The sequence below is a fragment of the Amycolatopsis sp. NBC_01286 genome (genome assembly GCF_035982555.1).
Taxonomy (GTDB): domain Bacteria; phylum Actinomycetota; class Actinomycetes; order Mycobacteriales; family Pseudonocardiaceae; genus Amycolatopsis.
Map to the genome: position 1 here is coordinate 3,861,180 of NZ_CP108428.1, position 25,474 is coordinate 3,886,653.

At 71.2% G+C, this 25,474-nt stretch carries 31 protein-coding genes; 14 read left to right on the forward strand and 17 right to left on the reverse strand.

The features are described from left to right. Nucleotides 1–69 precede the first annotated feature (69 nt). A complete protein-coding gene (locus OG570_RS18675; RefSeq protein WP_326960076.1) occupies nt 70–1,269 on the forward strand; it encodes a cytochrome P450 in 1,200 nt (399 codons plus the stop codon). 183 nt (nt 1,270–1,452) lie between these two features. On the opposite strand, the gene OG570_RS18680 is transcribed toward OG570_RS18675, so the two are convergent. After that, nucleotides 1,453–1,914 carry an Rv3235 family protein gene (locus tag OG570_RS18680; RefSeq protein ID WP_326944278.1) on the reverse strand — a complete coding sequence of 154 codons (462 nt, stop codon included), beginning with the start codon at nt 1,912–1,914 and terminating at the stop codon, nt 1,453–1,455. A 211-nt stretch (nt 1,915–2,125) separates the two neighbouring features. Here OG570_RS18680 and OG570_RS18685 point away from each other — a divergent pair, with 211 nt between their 5' ends. Further along, a complete protein-coding gene (locus tag OG570_RS18685; protein WP_247063642.1) occupies nt 2,126–2,500 on the forward strand; it encodes an HAD-IA family hydrolase in 375 nt (124 codons plus the stop codon). A 4-nt stretch (nt 2,501–2,504) separates the two neighbouring features. Here the strand turns inward: OG570_RS18685 and OG570_RS18690 are convergent, their stop codons facing one another. Further along, nucleotides 2,505–3,266, reverse strand: a complete 762-nt coding sequence (locus tag OG570_RS18690; RefSeq protein ID WP_326944277.1) for a TrmH family RNA methyltransferase — start codon at nt 3,264–3,266, stop codon at nt 2,505–2,507. Nucleotides 3,267–3,300: 34 nt separating this feature from the next. On the opposite strand from OG570_RS18690, the gene OG570_RS18695 reads away from it, so the two are divergent. Together OG570_RS18695 and OG570_RS18700 are read left to right on the forward strand one after the other, a co-directional pair. Then, on the forward strand, nt 3,301–4,707 hold the full coding sequence (locus OG570_RS18695; protein ID WP_326944276.1) for a WS/DGAT/MGAT family O-acyltransferase: 1,407 nt from the start codon (nt 3,301–3,303) through the stop codon (nt 4,705–4,707). Further along, nucleotides 4,704–5,195 (forward strand): DUF6912 family protein, encoded by a 492-nt coding sequence (locus OG570_RS18700; protein WP_247057468.1) that lies wholly within the window; start codon nt 4,704–4,706, stop codon nt 5,193–5,195. Before OG570_RS18695 ends, OG570_RS18700 begins: the two co-directional genes overlap by 4 nt. A gap of 493 nt (nt 5,196–5,688) precedes the next feature. Here the strand turns inward: OG570_RS18700 and OG570_RS18705 are convergent, their stop codons facing one another. From OG570_RS18705 to rsgA, 4 genes are all read right to left on the reverse strand, one after another. Beyond that, nucleotides 5,689–6,552, reverse strand: a complete 864-nt coding sequence (locus OG570_RS18705) for an NAD-dependent epimerase/dehydratase family protein (protein WP_326957972.1) — start codon at nt 6,550–6,552, stop codon at nt 5,689–5,691. A 51-nt stretch (nt 6,553–6,603) separates the two neighbouring features. Further along, nucleotides 6,604–7,389, reverse strand: a complete 786-nt coding sequence (locus OG570_RS18710; RefSeq protein ID WP_326957974.1) for a hypothetical protein — start codon at nt 7,387–7,389, stop codon at nt 6,604–6,606. Between the two features lie 69 nt (nt 7,390–7,458). Continuing rightward, entirely contained in the window at nt 7,459–8,346 is an 888-nt protein-coding gene (locus OG570_RS18715) for a hypothetical protein (protein ID WP_247057462.1), read from the reverse strand. A 102-nt stretch (nt 8,347–8,448) separates the two neighbouring features. Next, a complete protein-coding gene (gene rsgA / locus OG570_RS18720) occupies nt 8,449–9,471 on the reverse strand; it encodes a ribosome small subunit-dependent GTPase A (protein WP_326957976.1) in 1,023 nt (340 codons plus the stop codon). Between the two features lie 114 nt (nt 9,472–9,585). Between rsgA and OG570_RS18725 the strand changes: the two genes are divergently transcribed. From OG570_RS18725 to OG570_RS18735, 3 genes are read left to right on the forward strand one after another with little or no spacing between them, the layout of a single operon-like run. Continuing rightward, complete coding sequence (locus OG570_RS18725) at nt 9,586–10,344, forward strand: SOS response-associated peptidase (RefSeq protein ID WP_326944272.1); 759 nt, start codon at nt 9,586–9,588, stop codon at nt 10,342–10,344. Continuing rightward, nucleotides 10,341–10,949, forward strand: coding sequence for an alpha/beta hydrolase family protein (locus OG570_RS18730; RefSeq protein ID WP_247057457.1), 609 nt, complete (start codon nt 10,341–10,343; stop codon nt 10,947–10,949). Before OG570_RS18725 ends, OG570_RS18730 begins: the two co-directional genes overlap by 4 nt. 45 nt (nt 10,950–10,994) lie before the next feature. Further along, nucleotides 10,995–11,750, forward strand: coding sequence for an aminoglycoside phosphotransferase family protein (locus OG570_RS18735; RefSeq protein ID WP_326957979.1), 756 nt, complete (start codon nt 10,995–10,997; stop codon nt 11,748–11,750). 164 nt (nt 11,751–11,914) lie between these two features. Here the strand turns inward: OG570_RS18735 and ybaK are convergent, their stop codons facing one another. Beyond that, nucleotides 11,915–12,391, reverse strand: a complete 477-nt coding sequence (gene ybaK / locus OG570_RS18740; RefSeq protein WP_326944270.1) for a Cys-tRNA(Pro) deacylase — start codon at nt 12,389–12,391, stop codon at nt 11,915–11,917. Nucleotides 12,392–12,585: 194 nt separating this feature from the next. Here ybaK and OG570_RS18745 point away from each other — a divergent pair, with 194 nt between their 5' ends. Next, nucleotides 12,586–13,221, forward strand: coding sequence for a sigma-70 family RNA polymerase sigma factor (locus OG570_RS18745; protein ID WP_326944269.1), 636 nt, complete (start codon nt 12,586–12,588; stop codon nt 13,219–13,221). Further along, on the forward strand, nt 13,218–13,538 hold the full coding sequence (gene rsrA / locus OG570_RS18750; protein WP_247057449.1) for a mycothiol system anti-sigma-R factor: 321 nt from the start codon (nt 13,218–13,220) through the stop codon (nt 13,536–13,538). Before OG570_RS18745 ends, rsrA begins: the two co-directional genes overlap by 4 nt. 66 nt (nt 13,539–13,604) lie before the next feature. Here rsrA and OG570_RS48285 read toward each other — a convergent pair whose 3' ends face one another. Continuing rightward, nucleotides 13,605–13,679: a 50S ribosomal protein bL37 gene (locus OG570_RS48285; protein WP_371827656.1), complete on the reverse strand. Its 75-nt coding sequence runs from the start codon at nt 13,677–13,679 to the stop codon at nt 13,605–13,607. 139 nt (nt 13,680–13,818) lie between these two features. Here OG570_RS48285 and OG570_RS18755 point away from each other — a divergent pair, with 139 nt between their 5' ends. Both OG570_RS18755 and OG570_RS18760 read left to right on the forward strand, forming a co-directional pair. Next, entirely contained in the window at nt 13,819–14,031 is a 213-nt protein-coding gene (locus OG570_RS18755) for a biotin/lipoyl-binding carrier protein (protein WP_326944268.1), read from the forward strand. Nucleotides 14,032–14,033: 2 nt separating this feature from the next. Beyond that, nucleotides 14,034–15,554 (forward strand): sensor histidine kinase, encoded by a 1,521-nt coding sequence (locus tag OG570_RS18760; protein WP_247057445.1) that lies wholly within the window; start codon nt 14,034–14,036, stop codon nt 15,552–15,554. A 459-nt stretch (nt 15,555–16,013) separates the two neighbouring features. On the opposite strand, the gene OG570_RS18765 is transcribed toward OG570_RS18760, so the two are convergent. Together OG570_RS18765 and OG570_RS18770 are read right to left on the reverse strand one after the other, a co-directional pair. Continuing rightward, a complete protein-coding gene (locus OG570_RS18765) occupies nt 16,014–16,268 on the reverse strand; it encodes a WhiB family transcriptional regulator (RefSeq protein WP_247057443.1) in 255 nt (84 codons plus the stop codon). 274 nt (nt 16,269–16,542) lie between these two features. Continuing rightward, complete coding sequence (locus OG570_RS18770) at nt 16,543–17,469, reverse strand: diacylglycerol/lipid kinase family protein (protein WP_326944267.1); 927 nt, start codon at nt 17,467–17,469, stop codon at nt 16,543–16,545. Nucleotides 17,470–17,804: 335 nt separating this feature from the next. Between OG570_RS18770 and OG570_RS18775 the strand changes: the two genes are divergently transcribed. Beyond that, nucleotides 17,805–18,275, forward strand: a complete 471-nt coding sequence (locus tag OG570_RS18775; RefSeq protein ID WP_326944266.1) for a hypothetical protein — start codon at nt 17,805–17,807, stop codon at nt 18,273–18,275. A 142-nt stretch (nt 18,276–18,417) separates the two neighbouring features. Here OG570_RS18775 and OG570_RS18780 read toward each other — a convergent pair whose 3' ends face one another. Beyond that, entirely contained in the window at nt 18,418–18,900 is a 483-nt protein-coding gene (locus OG570_RS18780; protein WP_326957981.1) for a GNAT family N-acetyltransferase, read from the reverse strand. Between the two features lies 1 nt (nt 18,901). Next, on the reverse strand, nt 18,902–19,492 hold the full coding sequence (locus OG570_RS18785; RefSeq protein WP_326944264.1) for an acid phosphatase: 591 nt from the start codon (nt 19,490–19,492) through the stop codon (nt 18,902–18,904). A gap of 79 nt (nt 19,493–19,571) precedes the next feature. On the opposite strand from OG570_RS18785, the gene OG570_RS18790 reads away from it, so the two are divergent. Beyond that, complete coding sequence (locus tag OG570_RS18790) at nt 19,572–20,063, forward strand: hotdog fold domain-containing protein (RefSeq protein WP_326957983.1); 492 nt, start codon at nt 19,572–19,574, stop codon at nt 20,061–20,063. Between the two features lie 54 nt (nt 20,064–20,117). On the opposite strand, the gene OG570_RS18795 is transcribed toward OG570_RS18790, so the two are convergent. The 4 genes from OG570_RS18795 to OG570_RS18810 all read right to left on the reverse strand — a co-directional run bounded on the left by OG570_RS18795 (nt 20,118) and on the right by OG570_RS18810 (nt 22,444). Next, nucleotides 20,118–20,795, reverse strand: coding sequence for a hypothetical protein (locus OG570_RS18795; RefSeq protein ID WP_326957985.1), 678 nt, complete (start codon nt 20,793–20,795; stop codon nt 20,118–20,120). Between the two features lie 88 nt (nt 20,796–20,883). Then, nucleotides 20,884–21,318, reverse strand: coding sequence for a MarR family winged helix-turn-helix transcriptional regulator (locus OG570_RS18800; RefSeq protein ID WP_247057428.1), 435 nt, complete (start codon nt 21,316–21,318; stop codon nt 20,884–20,886). Beyond that, nucleotides 21,315–21,773, reverse strand: coding sequence for an SRPBCC family protein (locus OG570_RS18805; protein ID WP_326957987.1), 459 nt, complete (start codon nt 21,771–21,773; stop codon nt 21,315–21,317). Before OG570_RS18805 ends, OG570_RS18800 begins: the two co-directional genes overlap by 4 nt. Before the next feature lie 65 nt (nt 21,774–21,838). Then, nucleotides 21,839–22,444 (reverse strand): dTDP-4-dehydrorhamnose 3,5-epimerase family protein, encoded by a 606-nt coding sequence (locus OG570_RS18810; RefSeq protein ID WP_326944261.1) that lies wholly within the window; start codon nt 22,442–22,444, stop codon nt 21,839–21,841. Between the two features lie 371 nt (nt 22,445–22,815). On the opposite strand from OG570_RS18810, the gene OG570_RS18815 reads away from it, so the two are divergent. Then, entirely contained in the window at nt 22,816–23,997 is a 1,182-nt protein-coding gene (locus OG570_RS18815; protein ID WP_247057421.1) for an NAD(P)-dependent malic enzyme, read from the forward strand. 52 nt (nt 23,998–24,049) lie between these two features. On the opposite strand, the gene OG570_RS18820 is transcribed toward OG570_RS18815, so the two are convergent. Continuing rightward, nucleotides 24,050–25,462, reverse strand: coding sequence for a bis-aminopropyl spermidine synthase family protein (locus OG570_RS18820; protein ID WP_326957991.1), 1,413 nt, complete (start codon nt 25,460–25,462; stop codon nt 24,050–24,052). Nucleotides 25,463–25,474: the final 12 nt, after the last annotated feature.

Here is a 25,474-nt window from a genome sequence, read left to right on the forward strand (position 1 = left end):
GCCGGAACCGGGGCGCGTGGACAACTCCACGCGCCCCGGTTCCGTGAACGGGGGATGGTCGTGACGACGATGTCGGCGGAGATGCAGGAGTTCTTCGCGCTGTTCGGCGCCGAGCGGCGGCCGGACCCGTACCCGCACTACCGGCGGTGGCGCGAGCGGCTGCCGGTCGCGCTCCTGGCCGAGGGGATGTTCGCCGTCAGCGGCCTCGCCGAAGCCACGCAGGTCCTGCGCGACCCGGCGTTCGGGCACCCCGAACCGGAGTACCTGGACCCGGCGGACCGGCGGCCGGACCAGCCGGTCGACGAGTCAGGACGCGTGGTCCGGGCGTTCCTGTCGCTGAACCCGCCCGACCACACGCGGCTGCGGCGGCTGGTCGCGAAGGCGTTCACGCCGCGGATGGTCGAGCGGCTGGCGCCGCGGATCGACGAGATCACCGTGGACCTGATCGACCGCGCGCCGAGCGAGTTCGACCTGATGACGGCGCTCGCGAAGCCGTTGCCGGTCGAGGTGATCGCCGAGCTGCTCGGCGTCCCGCTGGACGACCGCGAGCAGTTCGCGGAGTGGTCGCACGCGATGGCGCGGGCGCTGGACCCGCCGTTCCTGCAGAGCCCCGAGACGGTCGAACCGGCGGTCCGGGCGCGGCAGTCCTTCATCGCGTACTTCCGCGAGCTGGCCGCGAAACGGCGGAGCGAGCCGGGGGAGGATCTCCTGTCCGCGCTGGTGGCGGTGTCCGACGCGGGTGACGTCCTCAGCGAGGGCGAGCTCCTGGTGACGCTCACGCTCCTGCTCATCGCCGGCCACGAGACGACGACGAACCTGATCGGCAACGGCGTCCTGGCGCTGCTCCGCCACGACGGCCTCGGGCCGGCCGCGGCGGCGCCGGACCGGGTGGTCGAAGAGGTGCTGCGCTACGACTCGCCGGTCCAGCTGACCTCGCGGACGGCGGTGCGCGACACGACGCTCGGCGCGCTGCCGGTCCCGGCGGGCAGCCAGGCGATCGTCCTGATCGGCGCGGCCAACCGCGACCCGGCGAGCGGCCCGGAGGCGTTCGACTCGGAGGCGTTCGACCCGGCCCGGGTGCCGGGCAAGCACCTGGCGTTCGGCCAGGGCATCCACTTCTGCCTCGGCGCGCCACTGGCCCGGCTCGAAGCCCGCGTCGTGTTCCGCGAGCTGGCCCGCCGCCGCCCGGATCTAGCGCTGAACGGCACCCCGGCCTGGAACCCGACGACCACCCTGCGCGGCCTGGCGACGCTGCCGGTCCGGTCGTGAGTGGCGGAGAGGGTTAGAACCCGAATCACCACTCACGACCGTCCCGCCGGGATCAAGCCCGGTCCAGCCGGCTGAACGACGCATCGGCCGTTCGCGACCGTCGAGACGGGACTGTCCCGACCGGCCGCTCGCGACTGTCGCGCTAGGACTGTCCCGGCGGGGCTCTTGCCGTGCCCGCCCGCTTCACGCCGCTGCCCGCTGGGGCCGGTGGTCCAGCCGCCTCGGTTTCAGCAGCGCGAACCGCACGCACTGCCACCCCGTCGTGGTGCGGGTGAAGCGGGCCGCCAGCGCGAACGACCGGCCGTCGGCCTCCACCCGGGCGCATGCCTCGATCACACCCGCCACCGGGTTGCACGTGTGGACGGTGTGCGTCCGGTGCCGCGGCTGCGGCAGGCGTGGCCCGCTCAGCCCGGCGTACACCTCCGGCGCCACCAGGCCCCGGATCTGCGGTACCGGACGACGGCCGTCGTAGGCCTCCAGCAGCATGTTCAGCAGGTGGCCCACTTCGGACGCCTCGAGCTGCCTCGACGCCGGCCAGCGCGCGCCGGCCCGGCGGTGCTCTTCCGGTGTCACGGCCGCGAGCCGTTCGGCCCGACGGGGCGCCTCGTAGCGGATCAGCGTTCTCAGGCGATGTTCCTCGGTCATTTCCTCCCCTCCCGGTCGCGGCATTTCGCCGCTTCCGCAGGCTTAGAGGGACGCGCGGCCCGAATCGCGTCAGGAATCGCTCGATTCGGGGGAGAATCGCCGAAGCGATGGCTTCGCCGGTTACCGTGCGCTAGGGGCACATCGCATTGTCGGACTCCGAGAGACAGCGCCCCGTTACCCGGCTATGGTGTGCCGGGTGCTGAAGGGGTTATTGGTCGATTTCGCCGGAGTTCTCACCGATCCCGACGCCGACCGCTTCTACGAATACCTGATGACCGCGCGCAAGCGGGGCGTCCGTACCGCGTTGCTGTCCAACGCACCCGGGGCGTCGGAGCAGGTCAAGAAAACCATGTTCGACTATTTCGACGCGCTGGTGTTCTCCGGCGAGGTCGGCGTGGCCAAACCGGATCCGGCGGTCTACCTGATCGCGGCGGACCGGCTGGCCCTGCCCGCCGTGCACTGTGCGTTCGTCGACGACTCCGCAGCGAACATCTTCGGCGCCGTCGAAGCGGGCATGGTCGGGGTGCACCACCGGTCGGTCGGGGAAACGCTCGCCGAACTCGGTGTGCTGTTCCCCGATCAGTGAACGATCAACGCGCGCGGCGGACCAGTTCGAAGGAAAGCACCGCGGCGGCGGCCGAGACATTGAGCGACTCGACGTCACCCGGCATCGGGATCGACACCCATTCGGTGACGAGCTCGCCGACGTCCGCGCCGACGCCGTCCGTTTCGCCGCCGAGTACAAAAGCCGCGCGCTGCGTCAGGTTTACGTCGAACAATGCGGTCTTCGAGGACGCGCCCAGCGCGTAGATGCCGTAGCCCGCTTCGGTCAGCATTTCGGCCGCCTCGCGCGCGGAGCCGCAGCGCAGCACCGGGGCGCGGAACGCGACCCCGGCCGAAGCCTTGACCACCAGCGGGTCCAGCGCCGCGACGCCGCGGCGCGGCACGATCACGCCGTCGAGCCCGGCCGCGGTCGCGGTGCGCAGGATCATGCCGACGTTCGCCGGGGTCGTGATGCCGTCCAGCAGCAGCACCCGCGATGGCGGCTGCCGGTCCTCCAGCGCCGAGGCCAGCGCGCGCATCCGCGGCGCGACGACGTCGGCGAGCACACCCTGGTCCTGCTTGCCGTTGCCGGCGAGCACCTTGACCCGGTGAGCGCTGGCGCGCTGCACCGGCACGCCAGCGTCCTTGGCCGCACGCTGGATCTCGGCCGCGCCCGGCCCGCGGGCGGTGTCGGCGAGGATCACCTTGTCCACGCGCAGGCCGCCGTCCGCCAGTGCCTCGAGCACCGGCTTCCGGCCGTACACGGTCAGGAAGCGGTCTTTCGGCGAGACAGTCGACTCATCACCCACACCGGGCAGTCTCGCATTGTGTAAGGATCGGCCCATGCCCGACCGCCTTTCCGCGCTGGACGCCTCGTTCCTCTACGTCGAGGACCACGCGACCCCGATGCACGTCGGCGGCGTGGCGATCTTCGAGCGGCCACGCTCCGGGTTCAGCTACGCGCAGCTGCTCGACCTCGTCGGCGCGCGCCTGGCGTACCTGCCGCGGTACCGGCAGCGCGTCGCGGAGGTGCCGGGGCACCTCGCGCGGCCGGTGTGGGTGGACGACGTCGACTTCGACCTGAACTACCACGTCCGGCGCTCGGCGCTGCCCCAGCCGGGCCGCGACGACCAGCTGTTCGACCTGGTGGCGCGGCTGATGTCGCGGCGGCTGGCGCCGGAGCGGCCGCTCTGGGAGGCGTATTTCATCGAGGGCCTGTCCGGCGACCGGATCGCGCTGGTCACCAAGACCCACCAGTCCGTTGTGGACGGTGTCGGCACGATCGAGCTCGGCCAGCTCATCCTCGACCCGACCCCCGCCGAGCCGGAGCCGTTCGAGGACATCTGGACGCCGCGGCGCGAGCCGAGCCGCACCCAGCTGGTGCTCGACGCGGTCAGCGAGGGCGTCCAACGGCCGGCCGAGGTCGTGGAGAACGTCCGGTCGGCGGCGAACGACGCGGTCGCGGCGGCCGGGAAGTTCGCCGAGACCGTCGGCGGCGTGGCGTCGGCGCTGCGCACGCTCGTCAACCCGGCGCCGCCGGGACCGCTGAACGTCCGGGTGTCCGGCGGGCGCGTGTTCTCGGTGGTCCGCACGCGGCTCGAGGACTTCCGCAAGATCCGCGCGGAGCACGGCGGCACGGTCAACGACGTCGTCCTCGCGGCCATCACCGGCGCGTTGCGCGAGTGGCTGCTGTCGCGCGAGGAGACGCTGACCCCCGACGCGACGGTGCGGGCACTGGCGCCGATGGCGGTGCGCGACGCCGAGACGGCGGAGTACTCGACGCCGGGCCTGGTCGGCAACCAGGTGGCCGCGTACCTGGTGGACCTGCCGGTGGGCGAGCCCAATCCGGTGCTGCGGCTGCAGCACATCGGGCACGCGATGACCGAGCACCTCGACTCGGGCCGGTCGGTCGCCGCGCGCGGGTTGCTCAAGGTCGGCGGCTTCGCCCCGGCTACCCTGCATTCCCTCGGCGCACGTGCGGCGGGGTCGTTGTCGGGGCGGATCTTCAACGTCATGGTGACCAACTCGCCGGGCCCGCAGGTGCCGATGTACGCGGGAGAGGCGAGACTGGTCGAGATGTTCCCGGTGATGCCGCTGATGCGCACCCAGGCGCTGGCGATCGGGGTGACGTCGTACCACGGCGGCGTCTACTTCGGACTCAACGGCGACCGCAAGGCCGCGTTCGACGTCGACCTGCTGGCCGGGATGATCGAAGAATCCTTGGAAGAGCTGAAGGGTGCGCACTGGTGAGGGTCTATCTGCCTGCGACCATCGCGATGCTTCGCGACTTGGAAGCGTCGGGGGAGTTCCGCGCGCGCAACGGGACGGCGTTCGCGCTGACCCCGGCGCTGCGCGAGACGTACGTGAGCGGGTCGGACGAGGAGCTCGAGTACGCGGCGCTCCTGGACGCGGCCCGCGCTTCGCTGCGCCTGATCGCGGCGGAGGAGAAGGGCGAGCCCCGCCGGGTGGTGGTGTCGGCGGACGTCGAGGGCATCACACTGCGCCCGGACCTGGACGCCCCGGTGGTCCGCATCGGCGGCCCGATCCCACTGTCGGCGGTGGCGGCGGTCCACGTGGACAGCCCGGAGGCAGCGGACGCGGTCTCGGCGGCAGCGGGCGTGATCGACGCGGCCGACCTCGGGGACCTGGACGCGGAGTTCATCCTGGGCGACGCGGAGGATCACGAGCTGGCTTGGTACGCGCCGCAGGAACTGCCGTTCCTGCTGGAGTTGCTCTGAGTTGTCGGGTTTGAGCTGGCTGGCTCGACCTGTCGGCCTTGAGGTGTCCGACTCGACCTGTGCGGTTTGGGCTGTCGGGTCGAGTTGCCCAGCTCGGTCTTGTGCGGCACGAGCCGTCCGGCTCGAAGTTGTCCAGGTCGAGTTGCCCGGCTTGACCTGTGCGGTTGAGCTGTCGGGCTTGGGCAGTTCAGCTTGAGCTGTTCGGGTCGAGTTGCCGGCTTGAATCGGGAAGCTCAAATTTTGTCGGCTTGAGCTGTCCGGCGACGACCGACGGTGCCCGAGTTATCCGGCCCGACCTGCGCAGCAGGAGTTGTCCACAGGCTTGTGTGCATGTGGACAACTTCCGCGTCAAGTCGCTGATCTGGGGTTTCCGTCGGGGTGGGCCGATAGACTGGACCTGGGCACGCCCCCCAGGGATCGGGTGGGGGCCGGTCTTCGCCGGCCCGGGCCCAAACCCCTCAGCGCAGCTCGGACCGTCAGTGCGTCCCGGACCTCAGCGCGGCTCGAACCACTCCGGGCCCGGCTCCGGCAGCTCGCACCGCCAACCGGTCGCGTCCGCCAGCTTCCGGGACACCACCCGCTGCGACCGGGCCATCGGTTCCGCCAGCGACAGTCGCGATGCCAGCCACTTCGGCACCGTTCGCGCCTTCCGGACTCCCGCCGCCTCGGCCATGACCCGGCCCAGATGCTCCTTCGTCACCGGCGTCGCCCCGACGTTGTAGATCCCCGAAGGCGCCTTCAGCGACGCGACCGCGCCCGCCGCCGCGTCGGTTGGGTGGATCGCCGTCGTCCAGTCCTTTCGGGAGCCCAGGACGAGCGGTGACAGCAGCGCGCCCGTCCTCACCAGGTTCGCGATGCGCAAGCGGATCACCGTCCGACCCGTGGCCTCCAGCGCGGCCACATTGCCGTGCGCCCGCACCGAAGACGCCGTCACGCCCCGCGGTGATATGGGCGCCTCTTCGTCCAGCTCGTGGTCGCCGCCGTCCGCGTAGACGAACGAAATGCCCTCCTGGACCACGGTCCGCAGCTCGTCCACCCGACGCACCGCCGCCGCCAACGTCGCGCTGCCCGACAGCCGGACGTGGTCGTTCTCGGCCCAAGACGCCTTGCGCGTCATCTCGCGTGGGCCCGGGATGCGCGTCGCGAGGTTCAGGACCGCGTCGTGGCCCCGCAACGCCGTGGCCAGCGATGTCTCGTCGAACAGGTCGCCTGGCACCGGCTTCGCACCCGTCCGTTCGACCGCCGGCACGCGATCCGCACCGCGGACCAGTCCGCTCACCTCGTGGCCGGCCTCCAGCAGCCGCGCCACCGCCGGGACGCCCAGCACGCCCGTCGCCCCGATCACCATCACCCGCATGTCCTGACTCCCTTCGTCCCCGCGTGGACGAGGCGGTCGGCGGGAACGTGACTACGGTGTGAGCGTCCCCACCTGGTCCGGCGGCGGGGCCTGGACGTCGACCGGGGCGCCCCACTCCGTGTAGCGGGTCGTGATCTTCGCGCCCGAGCCGGGGGAACCGTCTGAGCCCGCGAGGATCGGCGACAGGTCCAGCACGATCTGCAGCGGCCGGTGGGTGTCGTCCAGCCAGAGCTCGACCGGGAACTTGCCGCCCAGCTGCCCCACCTCGTCCGCGGCCAGGCCCGCGGGCAGGTCCGCGCCGAGCTTCGCCAGGTCGAGGTCGACGCGGTAGTGCTCCGCGGCCACCCCGCCGAGGTCGGCGCGCTCGGCCGAGACGATCGTGCCCGCCGCCGCGACTTCGCGCAGCGGGTGCGCCGGGTCGTTCTGGGCCGCGAGCTGCCCGAGGCTGCCGCCGAGCACCTGGGAGAACGGGTCGGTGCCGTCCGGTGCGACCTCGACCCACGGCTTGGCCGTGCCGACCTGGTCGCGCGAGCCCTCCGGCACCTTCGCGTACAGCTTCCCGGCCACCAGCCGCAGCTCCATCGGCTCGCCGATGAAGTCCGTCGTCATCACCTGGGACGTCCCGCCGGCGCCGAACCGCGCCTGGCCCTGGCCCTTCGACCGGACCGAGCCGACGGCGACGTCCGTGGCGAACTTCGCCGACCCGCCGCTCGTGGTGGCCGCCGTCGCCGCGTCGGCCAGCGCGCGGGCGTCGGTGAACGTGGGTGGCGGTGAAGCGGAGCTGTCGCACGCGCCGGCGAGCAGGGCGAGCAGCAGCACGACGGCGGCTTTGCGCATGCGCCAACCAAAACACAGCGGCTCCCCCGAACCCGTTCGGGGGAGCCGCTGGTCACGCACGGTCGCTGGTCAGCGGCCGCCCTTGAGCAGCTCGCCGAGGTCGGCCACCTGGTCCGCGGGCGGGGCCGCGACGTCGACCTGGGTGCCCCAGTCGGTGTACTTCATCGTGAACTTCGAGCCGTCCGCGCTGGGCACGCCCATGGCCTGCATCAGCGGGCCCTGGTCCATCGTGACCTGCACCGGCAGGTTGTCCTTGTCCAGCCAGAACTCGGCCGGGATCTTGACGTCCTTGCCCTTGAGCGACTCCGCGACCTTCGCGCGGCTCGCCTCCGGCATCGACTTCGTGAACTCGTCGATGGACTTGGCGACGTCCATCTCGACGACGTAGTGGTTGACCTTCTGGCCGTTCAGCTCGGTCTGGTCCGACGAGACGATCCGGCCGGTCTTCGAGACCTGGTCGAGGATCTTGCTCGGGTCGCTCTGCTCAGCGGACTGCGAGCTGCTGCCCAGCATCTGCGAGAACGGGTCGTCGCCGCCCGGCGCGAACTTGATCCACTCCTTGCCCGCACCGAGCTGCTTGGCCTGCTCGGCCGGCATCTTGATGTAGAACGCGCCGTCGACGATCCGGATCTCGCTCTGCTGACCGGCGGCGTTCGACGTCATCGACATCTTGGTGTTCGCGCCGTCGAAGCTCATCGCACCCGAGGCGGTCATCGACTGGCCGCCGACCGAGCTCTCCATGGTGAACTTCGCGGACTTCGACTTCTCGGTGCCCTGCTTGGACGCCGAGGCGAGCTGGATGGCGTCGGTGAACGGCGACGCGAGGCCGCTGCCGCCGTCGGCCTGGGACTGGTTGCTGCCCGCGGCGGCCGGCTCGGCGGTGCCGGAGTTGCCACTGCACGCCGTCAGCGTGAGCACCAGCGCGGCGCCCGCGGCGACCAGGGTGGTCTTGCGCATCGAAATCCCCTCAGGAGTTGGATCTTCCGCTCGGCATATCGCCTGATCGGGTGATTGGTTACCGATGTGACGATGACGGTGCGGAGCCGGTTCCCGGTTGTCTCAGGATTCCGTGGGGCGGGTCACATCGAGGCCGCCGCGCGAGGCCAGCAGGCGCCGCAGGGACGCGAGCCGGTCGGCTCCCGCCTGGCCGTCGGTGACGACGTCGTCGAGCGCGCAGTCCGGGTCCTCCGGCGGCCCGAGGTGCCCGCAGGCCGACGGGCACTCCTCGGCGGCCGCGGCGAACTCCTCGAAGGCGTCGACGATGTCGTCCGCGGTCACGTGGGCCAGCCCGAACGAGCGGACGCCCGGGGTGTCGATCACCCAGCCGCCGTCGGGCAGCGGCAGCGCCACCGCGGCGACGGACGTGTGCCGCCCCTTGCCGACCCCGCTCACCACGCCGACGGCCAGGTCGGCGTCCGGCACCAGGCGGTTGACCAGGGTGGACTTGCCGACGCCGGAGTGCCCGACCAGCGCCGTCACGCGGTCCTTGAGCATCTCGGCGAGGCCTTCGGGCGTTTCGTCGTGCCGGGAGACGATCGCCGGGATGTCGAGGCCCGCGTAGCTCGCGAGGAGCTCGTCCGGGCTGGCGAGGTCGGCCTTCGTCAGGCACAGCACCGGCTCGACGCCGCCCGCGTAGCAGGCGACGATGCAGCGGTCGATGAACCCGCTGCGCGGCGGCGGGTCGGCGAGCGCGGTGACGATCAGCAGCCGTTCGGCGTTCGCGACGACCAGCCGCTCGAACGGGTCGGTGTCGTCGGCCGTGCGCAGCAGGGAGCTGCTGCGCGCGTCGACGCGGATGATGCGCGCGAGGGTGTCCGGCTTGCCGGAGACGTCGCCGACCACTCCGACCCGGTCGCCGACCACCACCGGCGTGCGGCCCATCTCCCGGGCGCGCATCGTGGTGATCACCCGGCCGGGGTCGGCGTCGATCGCGCAGGTCCAGCGGCCGCGGTCCTTGCCGATGACCATCGCGGAGACGGCGTCGGCGTGCTCGGGACGGCGCTTGCTGCGGGGGCGGGTGCCCTTGCCTGGGCGGACGCGGACGTCGGACTCGTCCAGCTTGCTCCAGTCGTTGCTCGCCAAACCGTCCGCCTTCCTGTGCACCGGTGCCCCGAATGATCCCATGCCGCTCGCCAGGGCCCTGGCCTGCGTGTAACGATGGCGTCCCGGACGCTCGAAGCACGAGGGAGGTCGGCCATGTGCGGCCGTTACGCCGCCACGAAGGACCCGGCGAAGCTGATCGAGGAGTTCGAGGCGATCGACCTCACCGAAGGGCGGGTGCGGACCGACCACAACGTGGCGCCGACGAAGAACGTCGTCACCGTCGTGCAGCGGCACCCGCGTGACGACGAGGGCCAGGTCCTCGAGGACGAGCCCGCCGAGCGCTCGCTGCGGCTGATGAAGTGGGGCCTGGTGCCGTTCTGGGCCAAGGACCCGTCCGTCGGCTCGCGGATGATCAACACGCGCGCCGAGACGGCCGCCGAGAAGCCGGCGTTCCGCCGCGCGCTGGTGTCCCGCCGTTGCCTGGTGCCCGCCGACGGCTGGTTCGAGTGGCGCCGCGCAGGCAAGGAGAAGGAGCCGTTCTACATGACCGGCCCGAGCGACGCGTCACTCACGTTCGGCGGGATCTGGGAGAGCTGGCACCCGAAGGACGACGAGAACGCGGCGCCGCTGATCACGTTCTCGATCATCACGACCGACGCCGCCGGGCAGCTCACCGACGTCCACCACCGGATGCCGCTGATCGTGCCCCAGTCCCATTGGGACGGCTGGCTGGACCCGGACCGCGACGACGTCACCGACCTGCTGGTGCCCACGCCCGACGACATCGTCGCGTCGCTGGAGCTGCGGCCGGTGTCGAGCTTGGTCAACAACGTCCGCAACAACGGACCCGAGCTGCTCGACCGCGTCGACCCGCAGCACGAAGCCGCCCTCTTCGACGCGCCGAAGTCATGACGGCCCTGCCGATCGAGACCGCGCACGGCCCGGCCCGGGTCTACCTGCACTGCGCCGAGGAAGGCGTGGCGGTGCTGATGCTGGGCCACGGCGCGGGCGGCGGCATCGGCGCGAAGGACCTGGTGGCGGTGACGCGCGCGGCGACGGCGGCCGGGGTGCACGTGGCGCTGGTCGAGCAGCCGTACAAGGTGGCGGGCCGCCGCGCGCCGGCCCCGGCGAACCAGCTGGACGCGGCGTGGCTGACGATCGCCGACGAGCTGTCGGAGCGTTTCGACGGCCTCCCGTTCGTCTTCGGCGGCCGGTCGTCGGGAGCCCGGGTGGCCTGCCGGACGGCGTCGGCGGGCCAGGCCGTGGCGGTGCTGTGCCTGGCGTTCCCCGAGCACCCGCCGGGCAAGCCGGAGAAGACCCGCCAGCCGGAGTTCGACGCGGTGGAGGTCCCGACGCTGGTGATCCAGGGGGAGCGCGACCCGTTCGGCCGCCCGAAGCCGGGGCCGCACCAGGAGCTGGTCCTGGTGGACGGCGACCACAGCCTGGGCAAGGACCTGGAGAAGGTCTCCCGGGCGGCGACGGAGTGGCTGTCGCGGGTGCTGCGCCCGCTGGCCTGAAACCTGGTCGCGGACGTCCGGCGCGTTCGCTAGCGTCGCCTCCTCGTGGAGGAGATTCCGCTGACCGGCGGGAACATGAACGCCGGCGTCGTCCGGGTGGGGAACACCGTGCGGCGGCCCGCGGGTCCGTGGACGCCTGCGGTGCACGCACTGCTTTCACACCTGCGCGCGGCCGGCTTCTCCGGCGCGCCCCGGCCGCTGGGCCTGGACGAGCACGGCCGCGAGGTGCTCGAGTTCATCCCGGGCGACGTGCCGTGGCCCGGCCGGATCGACCTGCTGGCACCGGACGCGGCGGTGATCGCGGTGGGCCGCCTGGTCCGCGACTTCCACGACGCGGTCACCGGCTTCGTCCCGCCCGCCGGGGCGTCGTGGCAGGTGCTCATCCCCGCCGACGGAGCCGAGATCATCGCCCACCACGACCTCGCGCCGTGGAACCTGGTGGCCGGCCCACGCTGGGCCTTCATCGACTGGGACACCGCGGCGCCCGGCACCCGGCTGTGGGACCTCGCGTACACCGCGCAGACCTTCGCCCTGCTACCCGAAAGCGTGACGTCGACCCAGGCCGCGCGCTTGCGGCTGCTGGTCGACGCCTACGGCCTGGACGAGCGGCAACGCCGCGAACTGCTCCGGCTGCTGGCCCCGCGCACGCGGTCGATGCACGACTTCCTGGCTGCGCAGGCGTTGGTCGGGAACGAGCCTTGGACGAGGCTCTGGAACGAAGGGCACGGCGAGGCGTGGCAGGACCAGGCCGACCACCTCGAACGGCACCACGAAACCTGGGAACGCGCGCTGCTCACCTGAAGCCGGCTCACGCGACCGCTGCCGAGTTGTCCACGTTGCTCTCGGTTATCCACAGATTTGCCGCCGAGCCTTTTCGGACGCCGAATCCCGATACGCTGGACAGGGGACGCCCCCCGGGACGGGTGGGGGCTGTCCGGAGGCCGAGGTGACCGCATTTGCGCAGGTCAGGCCGCGATCGGGGCCACCACCGCCCCCGTCAGCCGGATCAGCTCCCCGGGCGCCAGCTCCACTTCCAGCCCCCGCCGGCCCGCCGAGCAGAACACCGTCTCGAACTTCTCCGCCGAGGCGTCGATCACCACCGGCAGCCGGCTTCGGTGCCCCAACGGCGAAATCCCGCCCAGCACGTACCCCGTCGCCCGCTGAGCGGCCGCCGGGTCCGCCATTTTCGCCTTCTTGCCGCCCGCCGCGGCCGCCAAACCCTTCAGGTCCAGCTGGCCGGTGACCGGGACCACGCCCACCGTCAGCTTGCCGTCGACCTCCGCCACCAGGGTCTTGAACACCCGGGCCCGGTCCAGGCCGAGGGCCTCCACCGCCTCCAGTCCGTACGACTCGGCACGCGGGTCGTGGTCGTACGCGTGCAGCGTGTGCGCCACCTTCTGCTTCGTCAGGAGCGCGGTCGCCGGGGTGCCCTTGCCAGCCATGGCACGGAAGTCTAGGGAATGCCCGGGTAGTCCGATCGGTTGTACCGGACGTGACCACAACCCTCGCCACCACACGCTCTCGCAGCAGCCGCCGCCCTGAGGCACCGGCGACCCGCGGTGTGCCCGGCCCCCGCGTAAACTCGACGTCGCCGTATGCGTACACGCGCATCGACGCCGAGCGGGAAGGGAACGGTTTGCCGAGCACGCAGAACTCAGCGCCGGAAGAAGCGACCGAAGCCGAGCGCGCCGAGCGCTTCGAACGGGACGCCATGCCCCTGCTCGACCAGCTGTACTCGGCCGCGATGCGGATGACCCGCAACCCCGCCGACGCCGAGGACCTGGTCCAGGAGACCTACCTGAAGGCGTACGCCGCCTTCGCGTCGTTCAAGGCCGGCACGAACCTCAAGGCCTGGATGTACCGCATCCTGACGAACACCTACATCAACGGCTACCGCAAGCGGCAGCGGCAGCCGGTGCAGCAGCCCACCGAGGAGATCACGGACTGGCAGATCGCCAAGGCCGAGGCCCACACCTCGAGCGGGCTGCGGTCGGCCGAGGTCGAGGCGATGGACAATCTCCCCGACACCGACGTCAAGGCCGCCCTGCAGAAGCTGCCCGAGGAGTTCCGGCTGGCCGTCTACCTGGCCGACGTCGAGGGCTTCGCCTACAAGGAGATCGCCGAGATCATGGAAACGCCCATCGGCACCGTGATGTCCCGCCTGCACCGCGGGCGCGCCCAGCTGCGTGACCTGCTCGCCGACGTCGCGCGCGAGCGCGGGTTCATCCGCGGCACCAAGGAAGGCGCCAAGGAAGAGGTGGCCGGGCGATGAACGACATGTGCGAGGGCGCGTCCGACAAGGTCCGCTGCGAAGAGGCGCTCGCCGACATCTACCTGCTCCTCGACCGGGAGTGCAGCGCCGAACGTGACGCCGCGCTGCGGCACCACATCGAGGACTGCCCGCCGTGCCTCGAGGAGTACGGCATCGACGAGCACATCAAGCAGCTGCTGGCCCGCAAGTGCGGTGGCGACCACGCCCCCGCCGAGCTCAAGAGCCGGCTGCGCGCGTCGATCCGCCAGACCGTCGCCACGCGCGGCGGCGTGACGGTCGAGCGCACCGAGATCAGCATCGAGCAGCGCTCCGAGTAACAGCGCCCGAGCACGACGAAGGCCCCCGCGCAGGAGTGCGGGGGCCTTTGCGGTGTCGACGCCGGTTCAGGAGTTGGGCTTACCGCCGTGGTTCGCGCTGTTCTTCTTCCGGCTGCGACGCTTGCGGGCGCGCTTCGACATGTTTACTCCTCGTCGTCAAAAAGTGGCCACGGCCGCGGCGCTGGCGCCTGCCGGGCTGGGGGCAACCACTCAAGTGTGTCATGACGTCCCGTTCTGGTTGGATGGGGCTGGTCCGGGTGCCGCGCGAGGAGGGGTGTCGATGGCCGAGATCAGGGCCGAGATGGTCGGCACCGTGCTCCAGGTCGTCGCGGAGCCGGGCGCATCGCTGAACGCGGGTGACACCGTGCTGATCCTGGAGTCGATGAAGATGGAGCTGCCGGCCGTGAGTGAAAAGGCGGGCACGCTGACCAGCCTCGCCGTGGCGAAGGGTGACCGCGTCCAGCAGGGCGACGTCCTCGGGACGGTCGAGTAACCGTGTCGACGCTCGCCGAACTGCTCGCCGACAACACCGGCCTCCCCGGGGAGGCCGCGGACCACCTCCAGACCGTCGTCGCCGAATGGCAGCTGCTGGCCGACCTGTCCTTCGCGGACTTCCTGCTCTGGGTCCCGGTCAGCGAGGAACTGCAGCCCGACGGCGGCGACTTCGTGTGCGTCGCGCACGCGCGCCCCACGACGGCGCCGACCGCGCACCCCGAGGACGTCGTCGGCACGCGGTTCACGGTCCAGGAGCACCCGCAGCTGGCGAAGGCCATGCGTGACGTGCGGATCTGCCGCGAAGAGGACCCGCACTGGTACCGCGACCTGCCGATGCGGCGGGAGGCGATCCCGGTGACGTTCGCCGGCACCGTCGTCGCCGTGCTGAGCCGCGAAACGAACCTGGCCGCGCCGCGGGTGCCTTCGCCGTTGGAGATCGCCTACCTGGGCAGCGCCGGCGACCTGTGCCAGATGATCGTCGACGGCACCTTCCCGCCGAGCGGCACCAACGCGACCGACACGCACACGTCGCCGCGGGTGGGCGACGGGCTGATCCGCCTCGATTCGAGCGGCACGGTCGTGTTCGCCAGCCCGAACGGCCTGTCCGCCTACCACCGGATGGGCCACGAGTCCGACTTGGTCGGCACGCGCCTGGCGCCGTTGACGCGGTCGCTGATCCGCGACCCGTTCGACGCGACCGAGGTGTCGCACCGGATCATCGAGGCCCTCGACGGGAAGCCGTCGAGCCGCACCGAGGCCGATTCGCGGCGCGGCGCCGTGGTGCTGTTCCGCGCGTTGCCGCTGCGCCCGGCCGGGCAGGCGGCGGGCGCGCTGGTGCTCGTCCGCGACGTCACCGAGGTGAAACGACGTGACCGCGCGTTGCTGTCGAAGGACGCGACGATCCGCGAGATCCACCACCGGGTGAAGAACAACCTGCAGACGGTGGCGGCGCTGCTGCGCCTGCAGTCCCGGCGGACGTCGTCGGAGGAGGCGCGGCTCGCGCTGGCCGAGTCGGTGCGCCGGGTGACGTCGATCGCGCTGGTGCACGAGGCGCTGTCCATCTCGGTCGACGAGCGCGTCGACCTCGACAAGCTGCTCGACAACGTGCTGCCGATGGTCGGCGAGGTCGCGACGGCCGAGTCGCAGGTCGGGCTGTCGCGCAAGGGCTCGTTCGGGGTGGTGGTCGCGGAGATCGCGACGCCGCTGGTGATGGTGCTGGCCGAGCTGGTGCAGAACGCGATCGAGCACGCCTTCCCGGCCGGCCGGTCGGGCAAGGTCGAGCTGATCGTGGAGCGCTCGGCGCGCTGGCTGGACGTCGTCATCCGCGACAACGGCCGCGGTCTGCCCGCGGGCTTTTCGCTGGAGCGGTCCGACGGCCTGGGCCTGCAGATCGTCCGCACCCTGGTGGAGTCGGAGCTGCGCGGTTCGCTGTCGCTGCGGAAGGTGCGCACGGAGGAGGCGGCGACCCGGGTGACCGGGACGGAAGCCGCGTTGCGGATCCCGCTTTCCCGGCGGCTCTGAATCACACCTGGTGAATCAGTTGCTTTGAATCAATCGCTTGAATTGACCTTGCCGCTCGATCGGGTGGGTTTCGCGATGATCAACACCGGGCATTTCCCGTCAACGGCGTGATTCCGGGCGTTTCTGGCGTGATCGGGTGCGGATCTCGCGTGATTGACGGCGTAACTCACGTGATTGGGCAGGCGTCACGCGTGATTGGAAGGGCATCACGCGTGATTGGGAGGACGACACGATGAAGGCCCGGCGCCTGGGTGCAGGTGCCGGGCCGTTCAGCGTCTCGCGGGAGGACTTGAAGTCCTGGTGAGGTTTCACCGCACCCGTTGCCGGGTGGTTTCACCCCACTTGTTAAGCTGGAGCCGGGTAGGTATCACCACAGAAGGCCTGGACACGACAGTGTCAGCCCGGGTGAATTTCCCTGGTGGCTCGGGTGTAGCTTGTGCGATGTAGCCAGATGAAGAGTCAGGCGTTGGTACGCGTGCCGATGTGCGTGCGGCGGCGCTTGACTGCGCGTCGCTCGTCCTCGCTCATGCCGCCCCACACGCCGGCGTCCTGGCCGCTGGCCAGAGCCCAGGCCAAGCAGTCGGAGGCGACGGTGCAACGGTGGCACACGGCCTTGGCCTGACTAACCTGCGACAGAGCAGGACCGCTGGTTCCCACCGGGAAGAACAGCTCGGGGTCCTCGTCTCGGCAGGCCGCGTCGTGGCGCCAGTCCATGTTCGTGAGCTCCTTCATATGGCGCGGGAGGGCCGCGCCACAGTCGTCAATGGCGGTCGTCTTTTTGGGTGCTTGTGAATGCTTTCACGAAGCACCGCGTTGGACAAGTGTTTCTTGAAGATCGGTGAGTCAGCTCACCCGGCCGAGCGACACGTCTGACCTGCGGTTTCTCTCCGACACGGCCGCTCGAAGGGAAGGCTGATGCGGTGAGTGGAGCTTCTGCGTCGACGAACGGCAGATTGCACTTTGCCGCAGGCGATCAGCTGTCCCGTCGTCACACGATTACCGTGAGTGCATCCGGGACGCTGAAGAACTCGACCCGGGCCCTCTGGCCGACGAGGTCGCCGTCCACCTGGAAGTTTACCGGTTCAGCAGCGTCGATGCGGATCATCGGCAGGTCGTCGTGACGCACGAGACGCTTGCCCTTTTGGTTGCTCTTCGTAGCCAAAGCGCGCCGTACATGCTTGAACACCGTGGGCAACCCCAGACCGTTCAACGCGAACAGACCCAATCCCGTCTCGAACGAGCAACCCGGGTTGAGGTGGATCGGACGCTCGCCCAGGTAGCTCCACGGATCGGTGTTCGACACGAAAGCGGTCAGCGCTTCGGCGGGTTCCTCACCCGGGACGCGGATCGTGAGGGCCGGACGGCCCAGCGGCGGCCGGAAGTAGGAGCGGACGGCGGCCCGTAAGTAGAGCCCGGCCGTCGTCTGCTTGCCCCGGCGCTTCGCGACGCGGCCGACGACGTCGGCGTCCCAGCCGAGGCCGGCGTTGAAGGTGAACCAGTGCCCGTCGGCCAGGCCGAGCCCGACCCGGCGTGAGCGGTCGTTCTCCAGCGCGTTGAGCAGCTGGTGGGTGGCCTCGACGGGATCGGCCGAGATGCCGAGGGCGCGCGCGAACACGTTGGCCGAGCCGCCGGGGACGACGCCCAGCGCGGGCACCCGCCCGATCTGCGACGGATCGCCGTCGGCGTCGGCGAGCAGGCCGTTGACGACCTCGTTCACCGTGCCGTCGCCGCCGTGGGCCACGACGAGGTCGATGCCGTCCCGTGCGGCCGAGCGCGCGACGGCCATCGCGTGGCCGCGGTAGTCCGTCTCGACGACGTCGAGCTTGACCTGGCTGGCGAGCGCGTGGGCCAGGACGTCCCGGCCACCGGCGGTGGTCGAGGTGGCCTGGGGGTTCACGATGAGGATTGCGCGCACCACCGCAGGGTAGGTGACGCCAGCCGCGCCCGAGAACCTCTCGGCGGCGCAAGGTGACCGGAAGCACCGGTCCGGCAACGCTCCGAACAGCACCTGTGACCCTGTGCCGGGCGGTCCTCCTTCGCGTGACGAGTTGTCCGCTCGTCGTGACAAGTGCACCCGGGCCGACCGCCCGCTCATCGACGACACCTGAATTTTCGACGCCCGGGCGGTCCCGCGAAAACGGCCGTCCGGGTGGCATACGATCCAATCAGCTCACGCACGGTTACTCGCCCTGGTCGAGTCTGCTGTGCTCCCGCAAAGCACTCGGCCAGCACCCCCGGAAGGTCCCCGCTGTGAAGCTCTCGCCCGCTCCCCGTGAGGTCCGGCTGGCCGGCGTGGTCACCGGGGTACCGTCGCTGGCCCTGCTGGTGTTCGGGGTGATCGTGCTGGTGAACGGCCTGGGCACGCCGGCGCGGCCGGGCAACAACGTCTACGTCGAGGCCGGCACGTTCATCGTCGTGGCGCTGGCGTTCCTGGCCGCGTCCGCCGGCCTGGTCCTCGGCCAGACCTGGGCGCGCTCGCCGGGCGTGGTGATCGCGCTGATCGTGGTCGGCCTGGGCTGGTACCTGCTGGGCCCGTCGGGCGAGCCGGTGTGGGGCGTCCCGATCGCGCTGTTCGGCATCGTCACGCTGGTGCTGCTGTTCCGCCGCCCGTCCCGCGAGTGGGCCCTGGGCCTGCGCGAGGGCGAGTCCGAGACGGAGGCCGCCGAGCGCGGCGGCCTGGCCGGACGCCGCGCGGAGCGCGAAGGCCAGGACGAGGACTGACACCGCAACTCGCGTGATCAGCCCCGCCACTCGCGTGACTGAGCCCGCAACTCACGTGATTGGGGCCGGAACTCGCGAGTTACGGCTCTGATCACGCTGGATCCGGCTTGGGTCACGTGGGATCCGGCGCTGATCACATGGGTTACGCCTGGGCGGCCAGTGCTCGGAGGGGTTCGTCGGCCAGGCGGTCGACCGTCCACTCGTCCATCGGGACCGCGCCCAGGGCCTTGTAGAACTCCGTCGCCGGGTTCCAGTCGAGGACCGACCACTCCAGCCGGCCGTAGCCGTTGGCGACGCACTCCGCCGCGAGCGTCGCCAGGAGCGCTTTGCCCAGGCCGGAGCCGCGGTGGTCCGGGAGGACGAACAGGTCCTCCAGGTAGATGCCGTGCACGCCGCGCCAGGTCGAGAAGTTCAGGAACCAGAGCGCGAAGCCGACGATCTCGCCGTCCACTTCGGCCACGTGCCCGAACAGCTTCGGCGCCTCGCCGAACAGCGCCGTGTGCAGCTGGTCCGTCGTCAGGTGGCACTCGTCCGGGGCGCGTTCGTACTCGGCGAGGGCGTAGACCAGCCCGACGGCGGCCTCGACGTCGTCGGGCCGGATGCGGCGGATGCGGTCGTCGGGCACGTCAGTCCTCCAGCGAGGGGGGCAGGTTGAGGTGTTCGATCTGGGGTTCGCCGCGCTCGTCGCCGAGCACCGCGATGCCGGCCGCGTCCAGTCCGAAGTGGACGCCGGACGTCGCGGGCAGGCCGATCCAGCGGGCCACCAGCACCCGGCTGAAGTGCCCGTGGCCGACCAGGATCACGTCGCCTGCCTCGGTGTCACGGCGGGCGCGCTCGAGCACCTTGTCCGCGCGAGCGCTGACTTCGTCCGCGCTCTCGCCGCCGAGGACCGGGTGTGTCCACACCGTCCAGCCCGGCACGGTCTCGCGGATCTGGGGCGTCGTGATGCCCTCGTAGTCGCCGTAGTCCCACTCGGAGAGGTCCTCGGTGACCTCGTCGACGCGCAGGCCGGCCAGCGCGGCCGTGCGCAGCGCGCGCTTGCGCGGGCTCGACAGCACCAGCGACGGCCCGCCGAGCAGGCTCCGGAGCGTGCCGCCGGCCGCGAGGGCCTGGCCTTCGCCCGCCGAGGTCAAGGGGATGTCCGTGCGTCCGGTGTGCCGCCCGTCGACCGACCATTCGGTCTGGCCGTGGCGGAGGAGGAACAGCCGATTTGCCACGCGCCGACTATAGGCGGCCGGTTGCGGCCCGGCCGGGCGCCTGCTTAGCTACTGGCCAGTAGGCAAGCAAGGGAGACGCATGGCCGAGACGCCGACGTTCGCGCTGTGGCACAAGCTGGCCGCCAAACCCGGCGGGAAGCAGCTGTTCAGCGCCGCGATGTGCCTGCGCGTGCCCTACTTCGGCACGGTGCTGCCCTCGGTGCGCGAGCTGCGTCCCGGGCACTGCGAGGTGAGTGCCCCGAAGTGGTGGGGTGTTTACAACCACATCCGCACGTTCCACGCGATCGCGGCCTGCAACCTCGCCGAGATCGCGATGGGCATGCTCGCGGAGGCGACTGTCCCTTCGACGCACCGCTGGCTGCCGAAGGGCATGGACGTCCAGTACATCGCGAAGGCCGAGACGGGCCTGCGCGCGGTGGCGTCGCTGCCCGCGCTGCCGGAGTTCGGGGACGAGGGGTTCGAGCTCCCCGTCCCGGTGACCATTTCCGACGCGCGTGGCAAGCCGGTGGTCACCGGGACGATCACCATCTGGGTGACCCCGAAGAAGCCCGCGGCGGCCCTCCGGTCGTGAGTGGTAATGCGGGTTCTAACCCGCATTACCACTCACGACCGGCCGCGGCAGGGCTCAGAGCGGCTTGTACTGCACGTACGACGTCTGCTCGAACGTGTTCTCGCCGGCCGGCGACGGGAGGCCGAGGCGCCGGTCGACGAGCTTGCCGAGCGGGCCGCAGCCTTGCGTGGCCGGCAGCGTCAGGTCCGGGTCGATGACACCGCGGTAGGCCGTCACCGGGTTCTGGGAAATCACCTTGGGCGGGACCGCCGGGTCGTCGTGGACGACCGTGTGCAACGGCTTCGCCGCGGTGCCGATGCTGCAGTCGTTGCCCAGCAACGGGTTCCGCAACACCGCGTAGATGTCCAGCTCGCCGCGGCGCTCGTCGTTGCTCTGGAAGTCCGAGAAACCGCCGTAGCGCAGCTGGATCGTCGTGCCGGGCAGGCCGGGGACGCGGGTCGGAGCGTGGCGCAGCGCGCCGAACGCCTGGGCGTACTGGCCGTCGATCCGGCCTTCGCTGAACGTCAGCCGCACCTCTCCGAGCGGGATCTCGTAACCGTCGATGGTCAGTTTTCCTTGGGAGACAAAGGCTTCACAGCGCCACGTGCCGGGGTCGGCGGTCGCGGGCGGGGCCGGGCAGTCGGTGAAGTCGAACGTCGGCAGCTCGTCGGCGCGTGCCGGCGAGGCGAACGCGAGAGTGGACCCCAGTGCGGCCACGGCGACCCCGGTCGCGGCCAGTGCGAGAAGTTTCATGGGAGCCAGCCTGGCGAGGACGGCCGAGGAGGACATCCGGGATCGCCCCCAGGGGATGTCCCGAAATTTCGCTCGACCGAGTGCGTCCTCACGGGCTGAGTTTTGCCAGTGAGTCCGTGAAATCGCTGTCGACGCCGTCGAAGAACGACGCGTCGGCGGCCTCGACGTCCTTCAGTGCCTTCGCGACCAGTTCGAGGCCCGGCGCGGTGATCCGGAGCCGCTTCGCGCGGGCGTCGGCCGGGTCGTCCGCACGCTCCATGAGCCCCCGCTCGGCGAGCTTGCGGACGACCTGGCTGGTCATCATCGTGTCGGTGCCGGCCTGCTCGGCCAGCTGCCGCTGGGTCGGTGGCTCACCCGAGCGGGTGAGCCACCACGTGGTGGTCAGCAGCACGAACTGGACGTGCGTGAGGTCGTGCGGGGCCAGTGCGGCCCGCATCGCCCGCTGCCAGGCCAGGGTCACGCGCCACAGCAGGAAGCCGGGGCTGCGCTCGGGGCCGGGCAGGCGGGACTCCGGGGCGGTCATGCCCGCGAGGATGCCGTGACACGCGGGCCGGGGGCGCCGCCACCCGGACCCCCGGAAGCCTCGGCCAGCCGCGCCAGCGCGCGCATGGCGTCCGGGGTGTCCTCGGTGACCTGCGGGCCCAGCTCGTCGGGCCCGTCGATGGTGACGCGGTAGGTGATCGCCGTGCCGCCGTCGACGTCGGTCAGGACGTGCTCGAACCGCAGCAGCGCGTCCGGCAGCCGCGTCTCGTCGGTGAACCTCCGGCCGTCGGTGACCTCGGTCAGGGTGAACGGGATGGGCGGCAGGCCGTCCATGGTCATCGTGCCGCTGGTGCCGACGGCGAACGGGCCGTCGAGGACCACCGACCGGACGGCGGTGTCCCACTCCGGCCAGCGGGCGGTGTCCGCCCAGAGCGGCCAGATCGCGGCGGCGGGGGCGGCGGACGTCTCGGTGTGCTCGTACTCGTAAAGTGCCATGCGAGCAGACTATATGCGCGCATGCTAAATGGGCAAGGGACCGCCGGACCCGGTCCGGGCGGCGGTCAGTGGGCCGAGCGCAGCTTGTCGTAGTAGGCGACGCAGTCGTCGTACGCCGGGAGCAGGCCCTGTTCCGCGGCCTCGGCCAGCGTCGGGGCGGCGCGGTCCTTGTCGGACAGGATGTGCGTGATGTCCGACGGCCACGGCAGGTCCAGCGCCGGGTCGAGCGGGTTGATCCCGTGTTCACCCGTCGGGTTGTACGGCTCGGAGCAGAGGTAGGCCATCGCGGTGTCGTCCTCGAGCGCGATGAAGCCGTGCCCGAGGCCCTCGGCGAGGTACGCGGCGTTGAACTTGCCGGCGTCGAGCCGGATGGCGTCCCACTTCCCGAAGGTCGGCGAGCCGACGCGCACGTCGACAACGACGTCGAGCAGCGACCCGCGGGCGCAGTAGACGTACTTCGCCTGGCCGGGCGGGGTCTCGGCGAAGTGGACACCGCGGATCGAGCCGCGCTTGGACACGCTGTGGTTGGACTGGCCGAGCCGCAGCCGGTGGCCGACGGCGGCGCGGAAGACGTCTTCCTGGAAGGGGGCGGTGAACAGGCCCCGGTCGTCGGGGAACGCCCGGGGGGTGAACTCGAAGGCGTCCGGGACGCTCAGCCGGCGGAATTGCATGGCGTCACCTTATCGGGCGCCAAGAAAACCGGACGGACGTCTTGGTAATTGGGGAAAAGCCCGGAATGTGTGACGTCAACCGCACCGAGGGGTCACCGGCGGCAAGGCTCCTGTCACAATGAGGGGACCGCCGCGTCCGCGGCCATCGCCACACCCACGGCACCGATGGCCGACGAGACGCTTCGCCGACAGGCCGGCGCTACCGCGCTGGGCTGCCGTGCCGGAGGATGAGCCCAGGTCAGAGGGCGTGCCTTCGCCTGTTGCCTGGTCCCCCCGCTCGCAGGCCCAGGAGAATCCGAGTGACCCACGTTCGAACCGCGAGTTCCGTCATTCCTACTGAGGGAAAGCCGGAAACGACGACAGGAAACCCCATGAACGACCCCACCGGCACTGTTGCGCCGGTCACCGACGAAGAGATCTTCACCGGGCACGAGGGCGGCAAGCTCTCGGTGGCGGCCACCCGCCCGATTTCCAGCCCGCGTGACCTTTCGATCGCCTACACCCCCGGTGTGGCGAAGGTGAGCCGCGCGATCGCGGAGGACGCCGCCAAGGCCAAGCGGTACACGTGGGCGGACCGGCTGGTCGTGGTGGTGAGCGACGGGACCGCGGTGCTCGGCCTCGGCGACATCGGCGCCAGCGCGTCCCTGCCGGTCATGGAGGGCAAGTCCGTGCTCTTCAAGACCTTCGGCGGCCTCGACTCGATCCCGCTGGTGCTGGACACCACCGACGTCGACGAAATCGTCGAAACCCTGGTCCGGCTGCGCCCGTCGTACGGCGCGGTCAACCTCGAGGACGTCTCCGCGCCGCGCTGCTTCGAGCTGGAGGACAAGCTCAAGGAAGCGCTCGACTGCCCGGTCATGCACGACGACCAGCACGGCACGGCGATCGTCACGCTGGCCGCGTTGCGCGGTGCGAACCTGGTGCTGGACCGGGCGATCGCCGACCAGCGCGTGGTCATCTCCGGCGCCGGCGCGGCCGGGGTGGCCTGCGCGCGGATCCTGCAGGAGGCCGGCATCGGGGACGTCACCGTGCTCGACTCGCGCGGCATCATCCACACCGGCCGCGACGGCCTGAACCCGGTCAAGGAGCAGCTGGCCTCGACGACCAACAAGGCCGGCCTCCGTGGTTCGCTCGCCGACGCCCTCGAAGGCGCCGACGTCTTCCTCGGCCTGTCCGGCGCGACGATCGACGAGACGCTGCTGGGCCGGATGGCGGGCGGCGGCATCGTGTTCGCACTGTCCAATCCGGACCCGGAGGTCCACCCGGACGCCGCGGCGCGCTACGCGTCGATCGTGGCCACCGGCCGCAGCGACTTCCCGAACCAGATCAACAACGTGCTGGCGTTCCCCGGCGTCTTCCGCGGCGCGCTGGACTCCGGCGCCCGGGCGATCACGGAGAACATGAAGCTGGCGGCCGCCGAGGCGATCGTCTCGGTCGCGATGGACGACCTGGGCCCGGACCGCATCGTCCCGAGCCCGCTCGACCCGCGCGTGGCCCCCGAGGTCGCGGCCGCGGTGGCGAAGGCCGCGGAAGCGGACGGCGTCACCGCCTGACAGTCACCGTCAAAAGCGGCACTTTCACGTGAAAGTGCCGCTTTTGGCGTGTTCAGAGACCCAGCAGAGCCGGCAAGCGGTGGCGGGGGACGTCGACCAGGCGCAGGTCCTGGAGGTCCGGCGGGACGTCCAGGGAGACGTTCGCCAGGCGGGCGTGGGCACGGGTCAGCACCTCGCTCTGGTGCTCCACCGCGTCCGCGACGACCACGGCGTGCCGGTTGTCCGGCGTGCTCCGCAGGTACCGCAGGGCGTACTTGCCCGCGACCAGCGCCGCAAGCGCCGTCTGGGACGCCTGGTCCGCCAGGTCCGGGTGCGCGTTCGGCAGCAGCAGCGCGAGCCGGCGGGCGTTCGTGCCCAGGAGCGCGCGCAGCAGCCACGGGCCGGGGTCGGCCGAGAGGTCCATCGCGACCGCGTCACCCTCGGGGCCGGAGATCGACCAGTCCACCGGGCGTGACTCGAACGAGAGCCCGCTCGCGACGGCGATCTCCTTCAGCTTCTCCAGCAGTGCCGGTTTCGTCCCGGCGGCCTCGACCGACTGCGGCCCGTGCGTGTAGATCGCCTTGCCGCTGCGGACTTTCCTGGCCTTCGCCGTCGGCTGGCAGACGTACAGGTCCGCCGCGCTGCCGATCGCCTGCGCGCCGAAGTAGCTGTTGAAGCCCGGCAGGATCGCCTCGAAGGTCAGCCCGAGCGTGGCCAGCGAGCGCTGCACCTGCGCGCCCAGCGCCGGGTGCCGCGGGCTGTAGCCGTACGCGAACAGCAGCCGCCCCTCGCTCGGCTCCCGCAGCGCCTGCACCCCGCGCGCGGCGAACAGGCCCATCCCCTCCGGCGTGTACGGCGGGTCGCTGAACACCAGGTCGGCGCGCCCGGCCACGGCGGGCGGCAGGCCGACGCGCAAGTCGGCGTGCGCGGTCCTGATGTCCCCGGCGCCGCGGTCGTCCAGGTAGGCGAGGACGCGCTCGTCGAGGTCGACGACGGTCAGGTCCGCCGCCGGGCAGACCGCCCGCACGGCCAGCGACGTCAGGTCGTGGTCACCGAGGAACAGCAGGCGCGCGGACGCCAGGTCGTAGCGCGCGTCCAGCCACAGCGCGCGGCGCAGCACCGTCTCCGGCGTGGCCTGGACGTGGTCGAGCGCGGCCAGCGGCGCCGGCACCTCGGCCACCCACTCGGCGACCTTCGGCAGCAACTCGTGCGTGGCCACGGCTTCGTCGAGCGGGTCGGCGTAGCGGGGGACGCTGTACTGCAGGTACGACGCGGCGACGCCGGGAGACAGGCGCAGCCGGTCGCCGCTGCGGTCGAGGTCGTCGCCCAGCGCCGCGAGCACGTCCTCCACGCTGCGGCGCGGCGCGGTGCTCAGCCGGACCAGCTCACCGAGGTCGTGGTCGCCAGTGCGCAGCAGGTCGATGACGCGGTACAACGGGCGGACGCCGACGCCGTGGGCGGCGAGGACGTCGTCGAGTGCCTTCACGGGCTCCGAGCT

Coding starts and splice junctions, on each gene's coding strand:
- OG570_RS18675 (WP_326960076.1), top strand. CDS start 70: ATGTCGGCGGAGATGCAGGAGTTCTTCGCGCTGTTCGGCGCCGAGCGG.
- OG570_RS18680 (WP_326944278.1), bottom strand. CDS start 1,914: ATGACCGAGGAACATCGCCTGAGAACGCTGATCCGCTACGAGGCGCCC.
- OG570_RS18695 (WP_326944276.1), top strand. CDS start 3,301: ATGCCCGACCGCCTTTCCGCGCTGGACGCCTCGTTCCTCTACGTCGAG.
- OG570_RS18705 (WP_326957972.1), bottom strand. CDS start 6,552: ATGCGGGTGATGGTGATCGGGGCGACGGGCGTGCTGGGCGTCCCGGCG.
- OG570_RS18710 (WP_326957974.1), bottom strand. CDS start 7,389: ATGCGCAAAGCCGCCGTCGTGCTGCTGCTCGCCCTGCTCGCCGGCGCG.
- OG570_RS18715 (WP_247057462.1), bottom strand. CDS start 8,346: ATGCGCAAGACCACCCTGGTCGCCGCGGGCGCCGCGCTGGTGCTCACG.
- OG570_RS18725 (WP_326944272.1), top strand. CDS start 9,586: ATGTGCGGCCGTTACGCCGCCACGAAGGACCCGGCGAAGCTGATCGAG.
- OG570_RS18730 (WP_247057457.1), top strand. CDS start 10,341: ATGACGGCCCTGCCGATCGAGACCGCGCACGGCCCGGCCCGGGTCTAC.
- ybaK (WP_326944270.1), bottom strand. CDS start 12,391: ATGGCTGGCAAGGGCACCCCGGCGACCGCGCTCCTGACGAAGCAGAAG.
- rsrA (WP_247057449.1), top strand. CDS start 13,218: ATGAACGACATGTGCGAGGGCGCGTCCGACAAGGTCCGCTGCGAAGAG.
- OG570_RS18755 (WP_326944268.1), top strand. CDS start 13,819: ATGGCCGAGATCAGGGCCGAGATGGTCGGCACCGTGCTCCAGGTCGTC.
- OG570_RS18765 (WP_247057443.1), bottom strand. CDS start 16,268: ATGGACTGGCGCCACGACGCGGCCTGCCGAGACGAGGACCCCGAGCTG.
- OG570_RS18790 (WP_326957983.1), top strand. CDS start 19,572: ATGGCCGAGACGCCGACGTTCGCGCTGTGGCACAAGCTGGCCGCCAAA.
- OG570_RS18795 (WP_326957985.1), bottom strand. CDS start 20,795: ATGAAACTTCTCGCACTGGCCGCGACCGGGGTCGCCGTGGCCGCACTG.
- OG570_RS18800 (WP_247057428.1), bottom strand. CDS start 21,318: ATGACCGCCCCGGAGTCCCGCCTGCCCGGCCCCGAGCGCAGCCCCGGC.
- OG570_RS18805 (WP_326957987.1), bottom strand. CDS start 21,773: ATGGCACTTTACGAGTACGAGCACACCGAGACGTCCGCCGCCCCCGCC.
- OG570_RS18810 (WP_326944261.1), bottom strand. CDS start 22,444: ATGCAATTCCGCCGGCTGAGCGTCCCGGACGCCTTCGAGTTCACCCCC.
- OG570_RS18815 (WP_247057421.1), top strand. CDS start 22,816: ATGAACGACCCCACCGGCACTGTTGCGCCGGTCACCGACGAAGAGATC.